At 61.7% G+C, this 14,635-nt stretch carries 14 protein-coding genes; 9 read left to right on the plus strand and 5 right to left on the minus strand.

Translation table 11 applies throughout. The features are described from left to right. The first annotated feature begins 159 nt into the window (after positions 1-159). Both BLW24_RS09795 and BLW24_RS09800 read left to right on the plus strand, forming a co-directional pair. A complete protein-coding gene (locus BLW24_RS09795) occupies positions 160-1,653 on the plus strand; it encodes an aldehyde dehydrogenase (RefSeq protein ID WP_090379785.1) in 1,494 nt (497 codons plus the stop codon). A gap of 241 nt (positions 1,654-1,894) precedes the next feature. Continuing rightward, positions 1,895-3,043, plus strand: coding sequence for an MFS transporter (locus BLW24_RS09800; RefSeq protein ID WP_090379788.1), 1,149 nt, complete (start codon positions 1,895-1,897; stop codon positions 3,041-3,043). Here the strand turns inward: BLW24_RS09800 and BLW24_RS09805 are convergent. Next, positions 3,033-4,490 (minus strand): aminotransferase-like domain-containing protein, encoded by a 1,458-nt coding sequence (locus BLW24_RS09805; protein WP_090379791.1) that lies wholly within the window; start codon positions 4,488-4,490, stop codon positions 3,033-3,035. The genes BLW24_RS09800 and BLW24_RS09805 overlap by 11 nt on opposite strands. Positions 4,491-4,668: 178 nt before the next feature. On the opposite strand from BLW24_RS09805, the gene BLW24_RS09810 reads away from it, so the two are divergent. Further along, the gene (locus BLW24_RS09810) at positions 4,669-4,914 is read left to right on the plus strand and encodes a DUF1127 domain-containing protein (RefSeq protein ID WP_090379794.1); all 246 of its coding nucleotides are present in this window, start codon (positions 4,669-4,671) and stop codon (positions 4,912-4,914) included. A 161-nt stretch (positions 4,915-5,075) separates the two neighbouring features. Here BLW24_RS09810 and BLW24_RS09815 read toward each other — a convergent pair whose 3' ends face one another. Further along, positions 5,076-6,389, minus strand: coding sequence for an NAD(P)/FAD-dependent oxidoreductase (locus BLW24_RS09815; protein ID WP_090379796.1), 1,314 nt, complete (start codon positions 6,387-6,389; stop codon positions 5,076-5,078). 175 nt (positions 6,390-6,564) lie between these two features. On the opposite strand from BLW24_RS09815, the gene BLW24_RS09820 reads away from it, so the two are divergent. Continuing rightward, complete coding sequence (locus BLW24_RS09820; RefSeq protein WP_090379798.1) at positions 6,565-6,918, plus strand: YkgJ family cysteine cluster protein; 354 nt, start codon at positions 6,565-6,567, stop codon at positions 6,916-6,918. Positions 6,919-7,085: 167 nt separating this feature from the next. Here BLW24_RS09820 and BLW24_RS09825 read toward each other — a convergent pair whose 3' ends face one another. Then, positions 7,086-7,574, minus strand: a complete 489-nt coding sequence (locus tag BLW24_RS09825) for an Lrp/AsnC ligand binding domain-containing protein (protein ID WP_090379800.1) — start codon at positions 7,572-7,574, stop codon at positions 7,086-7,088. A 155-nt stretch (positions 7,575-7,729) separates the two neighbouring features. On the opposite strand from BLW24_RS09825, the gene dadA reads away from it, so the two are divergent. The 5 genes from dadA (at position 7,730) to BLW24_RS09850 (ending at position 11,719) form a co-directional block, all read left to right on the plus strand. Further along, a complete protein-coding gene (gene dadA / locus BLW24_RS09830; RefSeq protein ID WP_090379803.1) occupies positions 7,730-9,028 on the plus strand; it encodes a D-amino acid dehydrogenase in 1,299 nt (432 codons plus the stop codon). Beyond that, the gene (locus BLW24_RS09835; RefSeq protein ID WP_090379806.1) at positions 9,003-9,353 is read left to right on the plus strand and encodes a RidA family protein; all 351 of its coding nucleotides are present in this window, start codon (positions 9,003-9,005) and stop codon (positions 9,351-9,353) included. Before dadA ends, BLW24_RS09835 begins: the two co-directional genes overlap by 26 nt. 89 nt (positions 9,354-9,442) lie before the next feature. Continuing rightward, positions 9,443-10,516 (plus strand): alanine racemase, encoded by a 1,074-nt coding sequence (gene alr, locus BLW24_RS09840; protein ID WP_090379809.1) that lies wholly within the window; start codon positions 9,443-9,445, stop codon positions 10,514-10,516. Between the two features lie 102 nt (positions 10,517-10,618). Next, on the plus strand, positions 10,619-11,167 hold the full coding sequence (locus BLW24_RS09845; protein WP_090250501.1) for a cupin domain-containing protein: 549 nt from the start codon (positions 10,619-10,621) through the stop codon (positions 11,165-11,167). 129 nt (positions 11,168-11,296) lie between these two features. Then, positions 11,297-11,719 (plus strand): c-type cytochrome, encoded by a 423-nt coding sequence (locus tag BLW24_RS09850; RefSeq protein ID WP_090379812.1) that lies wholly within the window; start codon positions 11,297-11,299, stop codon positions 11,717-11,719. Between the two features lie 94 nt (positions 11,720-11,813). Here BLW24_RS09850 and BLW24_RS09855 read toward each other — a convergent pair whose 3' ends face one another. Further along, positions 11,814-12,386 (minus strand): xanthine phosphoribosyltransferase, encoded by a 573-nt coding sequence (locus BLW24_RS09855; protein WP_090379815.1) that lies wholly within the window; start codon positions 12,384-12,386, stop codon positions 11,814-11,816. 118 nt (positions 12,387-12,504) lie between these two features. Further along, positions 12,505-14,514: a DNA helicase Rep gene (gene rep / locus BLW24_RS09860; RefSeq protein ID WP_090379818.1), complete on the minus strand. Its 2,010-nt coding sequence runs from the start codon at positions 14,512-14,514 to the stop codon at positions 12,505-12,507. Positions 14,515-14,635 lie beyond the last annotated feature (121 nt).

Raw genomic sequence — 14,635 nt, forward strand, 5'->3', positions numbered from 1 at the left:
CGGCTTTGCCAGTTTTTGTAAAAAATATTGGAAGTGTGCAGGCCTCTGGTTTAGTGTTGCCGGCAGGATTGGGTAAGCATGTTCTTGCAGCCCATGCAGAATAATTGACAGCGCGTGCGGCAGACCTGCGGCGCTTTACTAGCGATAGAGGATGTAGCAATGACTAGCCTGACTCGTGCCGACTGGGAGCAGCGCGCCAACAACCTGAAGATCGAGGGCCGCGCCTTCGTGCATGGCGAGTACCGCGCCGCCGTCTCCGGGGCCGCCTTCGAGTGCATCAGCCCGGTCGACGGACGCCTGCTCGGCCTGGTGGCCAGCTGTGACCTGGCCGATGCCGAGCTGGCCGTCGCAGATGCTCGCGTCACCTTCGAGTCTGGCGTCTGGTCGCGCATGGCGCCGGCCCAGCGCAAGCGCATCATGATCCGTTTTGCCGATCTGATGGATCAGCACGCTGAAGAGCTGGCGCTGCTGGAAACCCTCGACATGGGCAAGCCGATCAGCGATGCCCTGGGTGTCGATGTGCCGGGTGCCTCGCGGGCGATTCGCTGGAGTGGCGAAGCGGTCGACAAGATTTACGACGAAGTGGCGGCTACTCCACATGATGAACTGGGTCTGGTGACCCGTGAGCCGGTCGGCGTAGTGGCGGCCATCGTGCCGTGGAACTTCCCGATGATCATGACTGCCTGGAAGCTTGGCCCGGCCCTTGCCACCGGCAACTCGGTGATCGTCAAACCATCCGAAAAATCCCCGCTGACCGCTCTGCGCATGGCTCAGCTGGCGCTGGATGCTGGCATCCCGGCGGGCGTGCTCAACGTGCTGCCTGGTTACGGCCATACCGTCGGCAAGGCGCTGGCGCTGCATATGGATGTCGACACCCTGGTGTTCACCGGCTCGACCAAGATCGCCAAGCAACTGATGATCTACGCTGGCGAATCGAACATGAAGCGCGTCTGGCTGGAAGCCGGCGGCAAGAGTGCCAACATCGTCTTTGCCGATGCGCCGGATCTCAAGGCGGCGGCGGAAGCCGCTGCTGCGGCGATCTGCTTCAACCAGGGCGAGATGTGCACCGCAGGCTCGCGCTTGCTGGTGGAGCGCTCGATCAAGGACACCTTCATGCCAATGGTGCTGGAAGCCATGCAGGACTGGAAGGCTGGCCATGCTCTGGACCCGGACACCAAGGTCGGCGCCCTGGTCGATGCCGGCCACCTGAATGCGGTACTCGGCTATATCGACGCCGGCCACAAGGACCAGGCCAAGCTGCTCTGCGGTGGCAAGCGCACCCTGGAAGAGACCGGCGGCGTCTACGTCGAGCCGACCATCTTCGATGACGCACACAACGCCATGCGCATCGCCCAGGAAGAAATCTTTGGCCCGGTGCTGACGGTGATCCCGTTCGACAGCACCGAAGAGGCGATTCAGATTGCTAACGACAGCATCTACGGTCTGGCAGCCGCCATCTGGACCAGCAATCTGTCCAAGGCGCACCTGGCTGCCAAGGCCCTGCGCGTCGGCAGCATGTGGGTCAACCAGTATGACGGCGGCGATATGACCGCTCCGTTCGGTGGCTTCAAGCAGTCGGGCAACGGCCGCGACAAGTCGCTGCATGCCTTCGATAAGTACACCGAGATCAAGGCGACCTGGATCAAGCTGTAACGCTACCGGGGCGACCTCCGGGCCGTCGGCCATGCTGCGTTGCGTCCTCGCTTTTAATGCTCACGTACTGCAGTACGCTGCGCTTAAAAGCTCCGGGGCGCCTTGCCTGGCCTTAGTCCCGTAGCTCTTGATTGACTGGTTTGGCGCAACTAAATCCATTTGCGGCCGGGTTCCCCATGGAGCCCGGCCGTTTTGCATCTGTGCTGCGGGTGCCGAACGAGCCAGGGAATGGAGTGAAAAAATGAATTGGATGACCTATTTCGCCGTCAGTGCGGCGGTGGTGATCGTCGGGTTGGCGCTGGGCGTGACGCTGCCGCTGGTGTCGTTTCGCCTTGAGTCCTGGGGTTACGGCCCCTTTGCCATCGGTGTGATGGCCGGTATGCCGGCGATTGGTGTGCTGGTCGGGGCGCGCCTAACGGGGCGCCTGGCGGGCTGGTTTGGCACGCCGCAGACGCTGCGCCTGTGCTTGCTGGCTAGCGCCGCGTCGGTTGCACTGCTGAGTGTGATGCCGAATTATCCGCTGTGGCTGTTGCTGCGCTTGCTGATTGGTATCTCCTTGACCGTAGTGTTTGTGCTCGGCGAAAGCTGGATCAACCAGCTGGTCGAGGACCGCCTGCGCGGCCGTCTGGTGGCGCTGTATGGCACCGGCTTTGCGCTCAGCCAGCTGTGCGGACCGCTGCTGCTGACCCTGCTGGGTACGGAAAGTGACCGCGGCTTCTGGTTCTCTGCCACGCTGCTGGTGGGCGGTAGCCTGCTGCTGTTGGGGCGCGATGGCGCGCCCAAGGTCGATGCGCAGAGTGCGTCCGGGCGCGGCATTCTGGCGTTTTGCCGCTCTTCACCGGCGATTGCCTGGGCCGTGGTGCTGTTTGCCGGGTTCGAAGCCATGGTGCTGACCTTGCTGCCGGTGTATCTGGTGCGCGAAGGTTTTGCCCAGCAGCTGGCGTTGATCATGGTCAGTGCGGTGGTGGTCGGCGATGCGGCGCTGCAGTTGCCGATTGGCTGGATGGCCGACCGGGTGCCCCGGCAGACGCTGTTCCGCTGCTGCGGGGTGGTATTGCTGCTGTCGAGCCTGAGCATTCCCGCGTTGCTGCACACGCCGCTGATCTGGGCGGTGCTGGTGTTGTTCGGCGCCAGCGCAGGCGGCCTGTACACCCTGTCGCTGATTTTGGTGGGGCAGCGCTACCGCGACGATGCGCTGGTGCGCGCCAACTCGCATATCGCCCTGCTCTGGGGCGCGGGCTGCCTGCTCGGGCCGCTGTCGACCGGCGCCGCCAGCCAGTGGGTCAGCGGCCATGCGCTGCCGATCCTGATGGCGATTGGCGCGGCGCTGTTTGTCTGGCTGGCGTTTCAGCGCGGTGCATTTAGCGAGGTGGCGGCCATCAAGGCGTGACCGCACCCTCTGCGCTGTTGTGTACGAGCTGTTGCTCGGCGAGCAGCGCAGCCACGCATTCGCCGACCTGGCAAATCGCCTGTTCAAGCGCTGGGGAGGGTTGGCTGGCGTAGTTGATGCGCAGGCAATTGCGGTATTTGCCGGCGGCGGAAAAGATGCTGCCGGGCGCGATCTGGATGTTGTGTGGCTGCAGCACGCGGTTCAGGCGCTGGCTGTCAAAGCCCTGTGGCAGCTCCAGCCACAGCATAAAGCCGCCCTGGGGCCGGCTGACGCGTGTTCCAGCGGGGAAGTAGCGGCTGACCCAGTCGATCATGCAATCGCGGTTGCGCGCGTACTGGCTGCGCATACGCCGCAGGTGCGGTTCGTAATGCCCGCTGGCGATAAATTCGGCCAGGGCCAGTTGTGGCAGCTGTGCGGCCATGCCGGTGCTCATGTATTTGAGGTGCAGCACCTGTTGCAGGTAGCGGCCCGGGGCAATCCAGCCGGCCCGCAGGCCAGGTGCCAGGGTCTTGGAAAACGAGCTGCAGAACAGCACGCGACCGTCCTCGTCGAATGATTTGATGCTGCGCGGGCGTGGGTAGCTGTAGGCCAGTTCGCCGTAGACATCATCCTCGATAATCGCCACGTCATAGCGCTGCGCCAGGGCCAGCAGGGCGCGCTTGTTGGCTTCCGGCATGATGTAGCCGAGCGGGTTGTTGCAGTTGGGGGTGAGCTGAATGGCCTTGATCGGCCATTGTTCCAGCGCGAGCTCCAGCGCCTCCAGGCTGATGCCGGTGAGCGGGTCGGTGGGCAGCTCCAGGGCCTTCATGCCGTAGCCCTTGAGTGCCTGCATCACGCCATGAAAGCTCGGTGAATCCACGGCCACGATGTCGCCAGGCTCGCACACGGCGCGAATCGCTACGGACAGGGCCTCGTGGCAGCCGGTGGTGGTGACGATTTCTTCAATGGCAATCTGGCAGCCAGAATCGAGCATCAGGCGTGACAGTTGTGCGCGCAGGCCTGGGTCACCATACAGGCTGCCATAGCTCAGCTCCTTGACCGCCTGGCGGCGGCTCATGCGTGACAGGGTGCGCAGCAGCGGTTTCAGGGCTGGGCTGCTGATATCCGGCATGCCGCGCCCCAGTTGCAGCACATCACCGCCTGGCGGTCGGCTGATCAGTTCGAGCACCTGGTCCCACTGGGAAATATCCACCGGCCGCTGGGCGGCGCGGCTGACCATCGGCAGCGCCGGCTGCTGGCGCGCCTGGGGCACAAAGTAGCCGGACTTGGGCTTGGGTGTGGCCAGGCCCTGATCCTCCAGGTGGCGATAGGCCTGTTGCACGGTGCTCAGGCTGACGCCATGTTCCAGGCTGAGGGCGCGCACAGAGGGCAGGCGATCACCGGGGCGATACAGGCCCTGTTCAATACGGGCGCCGAGCAACTCGGCCAGGTTGACGTAGAGCGTCATAACAGTTGCCTCGTAATTTCTCTGTGTGCCGCACCAAGCCAGTACAGATAGGCGATAAATCCACCATTCAGAGCCTGGTTTCGGAAATCTGTATGGATTTAAAAATATATTTTTGAATCTGTCATGCTTTTCCTGCGTCACTCATCATGCTCTCCAGGCTTACGGGCAGGAGAAGGTGATGAACGGATTGAGTGATGTCAGGCTGACAATGAAATCAGGCGAACTGCAGCAGGAGTCCGTGGGGAGGCATCTGTATGCTCAAACGGATAAAGCGAAGCCAACTGTAGGCCGCTGGAGCGCATTCTGGCTGCGCCTGACCACTCGTCGGGCGCTATTGAGGCTGACTGATGAGCAGCTCAAAGATATCGGCTTGAGCCGCGCGCAGGCCCAGCGCGAGGCGCAGCTGCCGTTCTGGAAGCTGTGAGGGGGGATGCGCAAAACGCTCAGAATCTGCTTAGGATCCTGCGAGCTAGAGTCCTGCAAGGCAAAACAGGCGAGGAAGCTGAGTGTACGAGCCGTACATGAGCATTCCGAGCCTGTTTTTAACGCAGTAGGGCCGACGCGCAGCAGATCATAAGCAGATTCTCAGACCAGCTCTTTCATCCGATGCCAGAGCATGCCTAGGGCTAGCAGCGGCGAGCGCAGGTGTTTGCCGCCAGGGAAGGTCATGTGGGGCACCTTGGCGAACAGGTCGAAGCCGCTGCTGGCCTGGCCGGCGATGGCCTCGCCGAGCAGCTTGCCAGCCAGGTGCGTGGCGTTGACGCCATGGCCTGAGTAGGCCTGGGCGTAATACACGTTGGGTTGTTCCTTGAGGCGGCCGATCTGCGGCAGGCGGTTGGCACCGATGCCGATCATGCCGCCCCACTGGTAGTCGATCTTCACGTCTTTCAGGTGCGGGAAGACTTCCAGCATTTTCGGTCGCATATAGCCGGCGATGTCTGCAGGATCTCGGCCTGAATAGTGGCAGGCACCGCCGAACAACAGGCGCCGGTCGGCGGACAGGCGGTAATAATCCAGGGCTACACGCTGGTCACACAGCGCCATATTCTGCGGAATGATTGCCCGCGCTTCGGCTTCGGACATCGGCTCGGTGGCGATCACGTAGCTGCCGGCGGGCAGCACCTTGCCGCCCAGGTTGCTGTTAAGGCCATTCAGGTAAGCGTTGCAGCCGAGCACCAGGGTAGCGGCGTGCACCACGCCTTGGGCGGTGTGCACCTTGACCTCGCTGCCATAGTCGATGCGCGACACTGCCGAGTTCTCGAACAGCTGTACGCCCAGGCTCTGCGCTGCGGCGGCTTCGCCGAGGGCCAGGTTGAGCGGGTGCAGGTGGCCGGAACCCATATCGATCATGCCGCCGACGTAGCGGTTGGAGCCAACTACCTCATGCATCTGTTCCGGTTGCAGCAGGCGCATTTCATGGCGATAACCCAGCTGTTTGAGTTCGGCCATGTCTTCGGCGAAGTCGGCGAGGTGGCTGGGTTTGTTGGCCAGGTCGCAGTAGCCCCAGGTCAGGTCGCAATCGATATTGAACTGCTCGATGCGCTGGCGGACGATTTCCACCGCTTCCAGGCCCATCAGTTTCAGTTCGCGCACGCCCTGCGCGCCAATCACCGATTCAAATTGCTCAACGCCATGGCCGACGCCGCGAATCAGCTGGCCGCCGTTGCGCCCGCTGGCGCCCCAGCCAATCTTGTGCGCTTCCAGCAGCACCACCGAGAGGCCTTTCTGCGCCAGCTCAATGGCCGTGTTGAGGCCGGAAAAACCGCCACCGACAATGCACACATCGGCACGCAACTCACCGCCTAGGGCGGGGTAGTCGAGTTGGCGATTGGCGCTGGCGGCGTAATAGGAGTTGGCGTGCTGGCTGTTGTGCACCGGCTGGTGAACGCGGGCGTTCATGTGTGGAATCCTGATTATTGTGTTTGGAAAATTTTACGAAGCATAAGCGCGAGATTTGCCAAACGCCAAGAGGCAATCGTGAAATAAGCGGATTTTCGTCGGTTAGCCCTGGCTCCTGCCGCGATTCAACCCTGGGCGCGGTTACTATGCTGGCCTGTGTTTCAGGATCCCGCCCATGAGTTGCACCAGCCGCAAGATCGACCAGCTGCGTTTGCAGATTCCCAGTTTCGCCTGCGTGCCGGGTTGCCACGATTGCTGCGGCCCGGTCACCGCGTCATCCGAGGAAATGGCGCGGCTGCCGGTGAAAAGTGCCGCCGAGCATGACGCCGCGCTGGCCGAGTACAACTGCGTACACCTCGGCCCGCAAGGGTGCACGGTGTATGACCAGCGCCCGCTGATCTGTCGTCTGTTCGGCACCACGCCGAGCCTGCCGTGCCCGCGTGGCCAGGGGCCGGAGCAGCTGACCGAGCCGACGGTGGAACAGCGGGTACACCAGCTGATCGCCACAACCCGGCAGGTGCTGGTATAGGTTGGATTTGGTTGGGCTAAGCGCCAATCTGACTTTATCGCCGCTAAAGCGCCTCCCACCAGTGGTGGTGCTAGTGAAGATGCATTGGGTGGGAGGGGCTTTAGCCGCGACTGGCGCAGCCTCGTTCTCACCAATCGGGCGGCGTTCTGGCGGATGCAGTGCGGGCTTCAGTCGGCAATCGGCAGGCTCAGGCTCTCTTTCACTTCCTCCATCACGATGTAGCTCTTCGACTCGCGTACGTGCGGCAGCTTGAGCAGGATGTCGCCGAGCAGTTTGCGGTAGCTGGCCATTTCGTTGATTCGCGCCTTCACCAGGTAGTCGAAGTCACCGGACACTAGGTGGCATTCGAGTACGTGCGGCAGTTTCAGCACTGCGCGGCGGAATTCCTCGAAGGTGTCGCCGGACTTGTAGTCCAGGCTGATCTCGACAAACACCAGCAGGCTGGCCTTGAGCTGCTGCGGGTTGAGCCGGGCGTGGTAGCCCATGATGATCCCTTCGCGCTCCAGGCGGCGCACGCGCTCGGTACAGGGCGTGGTCGACAGGCCGGCCCGCTCGCCCAGCTCGGTAAAGCTGATGCGCCCATCTTCCTGCAGGATGCGCAGGATATTGCGGTCGATCTTGTCCAGTTCGCGGCGGCTCTGATGCTGGGTGCGCACGGTGGATACCCCTCTAGATAAGGCGATATTGCCAAGAATTGTCGCCAAATATAGCTATTTATATAGTGAAAAGCACTGGTGATCTCTTCCTATACTGCGCTCAATTGTGATCTCAGGAATTATCCGTCGCGCATTGTCGCGGCGAGGAGCGTGTCATGCGGATTCTGGTTCTCGGTAGCGGTGTGATTGGTACAGCCAGTGCGTATTACCTGGCGCGTCAGGGTTTTGAAGTGGTGGTGGTCGACCGGCAGCACGCCCCGGCCATGGAAACCAGCTTCGCCAACGCCGGTCAGGTGTCACCTGGCTACGCCTCGCCGTGGGCGGCGCCAGGCGTGCCGTTGAAAGCCATCAAGTGGCTGCTGCAAAAACATGCACCGCTGGCGATCAAGGCAACCGCTGATATCGACCAGTACCTGTGGATGGCGCAGATGCTGCGCAACTGCACTGCCAGCCGTTATGCGGTGAACAAGGAGCGCATGGTGCGCCTGTCCGAATACAGCCGCGATTGCCTCGACGAGCTGCGTGCGGAAACCGGCATCGCCTATGAAGGCCGCAGCCTGGGCACCACCCAACTGTTCCGCACCCAGGCGCAATTGGATAACGCGGCGAAAGATATTGCCGTGCTCAAGCAGTCCGGCGTGCCCTATGAGCTGCTCGACCGCGCCGGCATCGCCCGCGTTGAGCCGGCCTTGGCTGCAGTCACCGACAAACTGGCCGGCGCACTGCGCCTGCCGAATGACCAGACCGGCGATTGCCAGCTGTTCACCAGCAAACTGGCCGAGATGGCCAAGGCGTTGGGTGTGGAATTCCGCTTCGGCCAGAACATCCAGCGTATCGACGCTGTGGGCGATCGGGTTAATGGCGTGTGGATTGACGGCAAGCTGGAAACCGCTGATCGCTACGTGCTGGCGCTCGGCAGCTTTAGCCCGCAATTGCTCAAGCCGCTGGGTATCAAGGCACCGGTGTACCCGCTCAAGGGCTATTCGCTGACTGTGCCGATCACCAATGCGGCGATGGCGCCGACCTCGACCATCCTCGATGAAACCTACAAGGTGGCGATCACCCGTTTCGACAACCGCATCCGCGTCGGCGGCATGGCTGAGATTGCCGGCTTTGATCTGAGCCTCAACCCGCGTCGCCGCGCCACCCTGGAAATGATCACTGCCGATCTCTACCCGCAGGGCGGAGATCTGCGTCAGGCCGAATTCTGGACTGGTCTGCGTCCAGCCACTCCGGACGGCACGCCGATTGTTGGTGCCACCGGCTTGCGCAATTTGTTCCTCAACACCGGTCACGGCACACTGGGCTGGACCATGGCCTGCGGCTCCGGTCGCCTGCTTGCCGACCTGATGGCGAAAAAGCGTCCGCAGATCAGCGCCGAAGGTCTGGATATTTCCCGTTATAGCCGTTCCCAGGAGAGTCATAAGCATGTCAGTACAGCGCCTGCACACTGAAAGCCGTTACAGCGAAATCGTCATCCACAACAGCACGGTCTACCTGGCCGGCCAGCTGGCGGACGACTACAGCGGCGATATCGTGCAGCAAACCCGTGAAACCCTGGCCAACACCGATCGTATGCTGGCCGAGGCCGGTAGCGACAAGTCGAAGATCCTTTCCGTGACCATCTACCTGAAGGACATGGAGCGCGATTACGTCGGGCTTAATCAGGTCTGGGATGCCTGGGTCGCGCCAGGCGCGGCGCCTGCACGGGCCTGTGTCGAGGCGAAGATGTACAAGCCTGAGGTGCTGGTGGAAATGATGATCGTGGCCGCCCTGTAAATCGGCCGATCCCGTTTGCGATAAGTGTTTGCCCGGCCATCACACCGGGCTTTTTTATAGTCTGAAAACTGCTGATAGCCGAGAACGTCATGCGTCCTTCCCGCGCCCTGATCGACCTGCAAGCCTTGCGTCACAACTACCAACTGGCCCGTGAAGTCAGCGGCGCGCGCGCCCTGGCGGTGATCAAGGCGGATGCCTACGGCCATGGCGCGGTGCGTTGTGCCCAGGCGTTGCAGGAACAGGCCGATGGTTTTGCCGTGGCCTGTATCGAGGAAGCGCTGCAGCTGCGCGAGGCCGGTATTCGCGGGCCGATTCTGTTGCTGGAGGGCTTTTTCGAGGCCGACGAGTTACCGCTGATCGAGCAGCACGAATTGTGGTGCGTGGTGCATTCGCTGTGGCAGCTTGAAGCGATTGAGCGCAGCGCAGTGCGCGGCCCGCTGACGGTCTGGTTGAAGCTGGACAGCGGCATGCACCGGGTCGGCCTGCATCCGGCCGATTACCAGGCGGCCTATCAGCGCCTGCTGGCCAGCGGCAAGGTGGCGAAGATTGTGCTGATGAGCCATTTCGCTCGTGCCGACGAGCTGGATTGCCCGCGCAGTACTGAACAGTTGGCGGTTTTTCAGCAGGCGCGGCAGGGCATTGTCGCCGAGGTCAGCCTGCGCAATTCGCCTGCCGTATTGGGCTGGCCGAGCGTGCCGAGCGACTGGGTGCGCCCCGGCATCATGCTCTACGGTGCGACCCCATTCGAACAGGCGCAGGCCGTGGCGGCACGGTTGCAGCCGGTGATGACCTTGGAATCGAAGATCATCAGCGTGCGCGAACTGCCGGCCGGCGAGCCGCTGGGCTATGGCGCGCGCTTTGTCAGCGAGCGGCCGACCCGCGTCGGTGTGGTCGCCATGGGCTATGCCGACGGCTACCCACGTCATGCACCGACCGGTACGCCAGTGGCGGTGGACGGCCAGCTGACCCGCCTGATCGGCCGCGTGTCGATGGACATGCTCACCGTCGATTTGACCGATCTGCCGCAAGCAGGCCTGGGCAGTCGGGTCGAACTCTGGGGCAAACAGGTGCTGGCCAGCGACGTGGCCACCCAGGCGGGCAGCATTCCCTATCAGCTTTTCTGCAATCTGCGGAGGGCGCCGCTGTTCTACCTCGGGGACTAACAGCCGCGCTGTAGACGAGTTTGAACGCGAGTGTTGTAAATTCTGAACGCTATGCCATGATACGGCGACTTTTCCGTATCTATCCCAAGGGGGACTCCAGCATTGGACGTCGGTGTACGACTGCAATCCATTCGCAAACTCAAAGGCCTTTCCCAGCGTGAACTCGCCAAACGGGCGGGCGTCACCAACAGCACCATTTCGATGATCGAGAAGAACAGCGTAAGCCCTTCGATCAGTTCGTTGAAAAAGGTGTTGGCGGGTATCCCCATGTCGCTGGTGGAGTTCTTCTCCCTGGATGTGGAGCAGGATAGCCAGGCCCAGGTGGTCTATCGCGCCGCCGAACTCACCGATATCTGCAGCGGGGCCATCACCATGAAGCTGGTAGGCAAGGCGCATCCGAGCCGAGCCATTTCCTTCCTTGATGAAACCTACCCCAGCGGCACCGACACCGGTGACGAAATGTACGCCCACGAAGGTGAAGAGGCTGGCATGCTGGTCGAAGGCAAGCTGGAGCTGACCGTGGGCGACGAGGTGTTTATCCTTGAACCGGGCGACAGCTACTACTTCGAGAGCAGCAAGCCGCACCGTTTCCGTAATCCGTTCGAGCAGCCGGCACGCCTGATCAGTGCCACCACGCCGGCAAACTTCTAACGGATGGGTCAGGCTGCTAATAACCCTGCGACAATATGGGTTGTTTCGGCGGCGGCGGCTTGCCGTTATACTGTCGCCCGCTCGCGAAACCGTGGCCGCGAGCGTGACTAGCCACGAAGAGGGTGTACCGTGAACCTGATTAAAAAGCTCCTGGTAGCACCGGCTACCGTATTGGCCCTGTGGGCAGTGACTGCTCAAGCCACGACCGACGAAGCCATTGCCGAGCGACTGAAGCCGGTTGGCCAAGTCTGTGTGATGGGCGAAGAATGCAAGGGCGTGGGTGCTGTAGCAGCCACAACCGGCGGCGCTGCGCGTACTGCCGATGACATCATTGCCAAGCACTGCGGTGCCTGCCATACCCCGGGTATTCTGGGTGCGCCGAAAATTGGCGACACAGCTGCCTGGAAAGAGCGCGCTGATCACCAGGGCGGCCTCGACGGCATCCTGGCCAAGGCAATCTCCGGTATCAACGCCATGCCGCCAAAAGGCACCTGCGCTGATTGCTCGGACGACGAGCTGCGTGAAGCGATTCAAAAGATGTCCGGCCTGTAATACGCCTGACGCTGCTGTAAAAAAGCCGCCTATTCAGGCGGCTTTTTTGTGCACAGGAGAAACTGTGGCAGGCATCTCTCCAGGCTAGTGGCGCTTAGTCGATAAAACTGACCTGACCATCCTTGAGTGAATCGATGCGCGCCAGCGACTCGACCCGGTAGCCCTGAGCATCCAGTTCGGCGCGGCCGCGCTGGAAGGACTTCTCGATCACTACGCCAATGCCGGCAATACTCGCACCGGCCTGGCCGATCAGGTCGATGAGGGCGCGGGCGGCATGGCCGTTGGCCAGGAAGTCGTCGATCAGCAGCACATGATCCTTGGCGTTCAGGTGCTTGGCCGAAATGGCCAGGGTGCTTTCGGTCTGCTTGGTGAAGGAAAACACCTTGGAGATGTACAGGTCGTCCTTGAGTGTCAGCGACTGGTACTTGCGCGCGAAGATTACAGGCACGCTCAGCTCCAGGCCGGCCATCACTGCCGGGGCAATGCCCGAGGCCTCGATGGTGACGATCTTGGTGATGCCCTGGTCGGCAAAACGCTGGGCAAATTCGTGGCCGATCTGCTGCATCAGCGCCGGGTCGATCTGGTGATTGAGAAAGGCATCGACCTTGAGTACGTGCTCCGAAAGCACGGTACCTTCATCGCGAATCTTCTGTTTCAGCGCTTCCACGCGGTTACCCTCGTCGTTCTTTCTGATACCCGGTCTGTGCCGGGATGTAATGGTGCAGCGTAGCGCGGATGCAGGAGGTGACGAAATACGTCTGTCTGCGCCCGCGCGCTGTTGCCGGTTATTTCTTCAGCATGGCGCGCATATTGGCCAGTGCCGAGTTGCCGGTGGCGGCCTTGACCTCGGGCGCGGCGTCTTCCAGACCTTCCCAGACCAGGTCCTCGGGCGGCAGTTCATCGAGGAAACGGCTCGGTGAGCAGTCGATGATCTCGCCGTACTGTTTGCGCTTGGCGGCGAAGGTCATGGTCAGGTTGCGCTTGGCGCGGGTGATGCCGACGTAGGCCAGACGGCGCTCTTCCTCGACCGTATCGGCTTCGATGCTGGAGCGGTGCGGGAGAATTTCTTCTTCTACGCCGAGGATATACACCGACGGATATTCCAGACCCTTGGACGCGTGCAGGGTCATCATCTGCACGCCTTCGGCGCCTTCCTCTTCTTCCTGCTGGCGTTCGAGCATGTCGCGCAGCACCAGCTTGCCGATGGCGTCCTCGATGGTCATGTCGCCGTCTTCGTCGCGCTCCAGGGTGTTCTTCAGCGCCTCGACGAGAAACCAGACGTTGCCCATGCGCGCGTCGGCGACCTTGTCGCTTGAGGCGTTCTGGCGCAACCAGTTTTCGTAGTCGATGTCCATGACCATGCTGCGGATCGCCGCTATCGGGTCGTTCTGCGCACATTCCTGGCGCACCCGGTCCATCCACGTGGTAAAGCGTGCCAGGCGTTCGGTGTAGCGCGCGTCCAGCTGCTCGCCGAGGCCGATCTCGCCGGCGGCAGCGTACATGCTGATCTTGCGGCTGGTGGCGTAGTTGCCGAGCTTCTCCAGGGTGGTTGAGCCGATCTCGCGGCGCGGTACGTTGATCACGCGCAGGAAGGCGTTGTCATCGTCCGGGTTGACCAGCAGGCGGAAGTAGCTCATCAGGTCCTTCACCTCCTGGCGGGCGAAGAAGCTGGTGCCGCCCGACAGTCGATAGGGAATCTGATGGTGCTGCAGTTTCAGCTCCATCAGCTTGGCCTGGTAGTTGCCGCGATAGAGGATGGCGTAATCGCTGTAAGGGCGCTGGGTGCGCAAGTGTTCGGTGAGAATTTCCAGGGCCACTCGTTCGCACTCGGCGTCTTCGTTGCGGCAACGGATTACGCGGATCTCGTCGCCCATGCCCATCTCGCTCCACAGCTGCTTTTCGAACGCATGCGGGTTGTTGGCGATAAGGATGTTGGCGCACTTGAGAATGCGGCTGGTGGAGCGGTAGTTCTGCTCGAGCATCACCACTTTCAGCGAGGGGTAATCCTCTTTCAGCAGCATCAGGTTTTCCGGGCGCGCGCCGCGCCAGGCGTAGATCGACTGGTCGTCGTCGCCAACCACGGTGAACTGGTTGCGCATGCCCACCAGCATCTTCACCAGCAGGTACTGGCTGGCGTTGGTGTCCTGATATTCGTCGACCAGCAGGTAGCGGATGCGGTTCTGCCATTTTTCCAGGATGTCGGCGTGCTCCTGGAACAGCACCACCGGCATCAGGATCAGGTCGTTGAAGTCCACTGCGTTGTACGCGCGCAGGGTGCGCTGGTAGTGCAGATAGACAATGGCGGCGGTCTGTTCCTTGGGGTTGCGCGCGCCTGCCAGCGCCTGCTCGGGCAGGATCAGGTCATTCTTCCAGCTGTCGATGTAGTTCTTGATCTCGTCCGCACCATCATCACCGGCATATTCCTTCTGCATGATGTCGGTCAGCAGGGCCTTGATATCGCCATCATCGAAGATCGAGAAGCCCGGCTTGTAGCCCAGGCGGGCGTATTCCTTGCGGATGATGTTCATGCCCAGGTTGTGGAAGGTCGATACCGTCAGGCCCCGGGCCTCGGGGCCCTTGAGCAGAGTGCCGACGCGCTCTTTCATCTCGCGCGCGGCCTTGTTGGTAAAGGTCATGGCGACAATGTGGCGGGCCTGGATGCCGCAGTTCTGTACCAGGTGGGCGATCTTGCGGGTAATCACGCTGGTTTTGCCGGAGCCTGCGCCGGCGAGCACCAAAAGTGGGCCGCCGACATAGTTCACGGCTTCCTGCTGCCGGGGGTTCAGTCGGGACATGGAGTCAATCGTCAGGCGGAATGGGCGCGCATTTTAACAGGCCTGGCGCTTTCTGCCGTGACCATCTGGAAGTGTGTTGCAGTGCACATAATGGCAAACAGCCAGGCTTGGTTAATTTTCC

Source organism: Pseudomonas anguilliseptica (assembly GCF_900105355.1).
GTDB classification, from domain to species: domain Bacteria; phylum Pseudomonadota; class Gammaproteobacteria; order Pseudomonadales; family Pseudomonadaceae; genus Aquipseudomonas; species Aquipseudomonas anguilliseptica.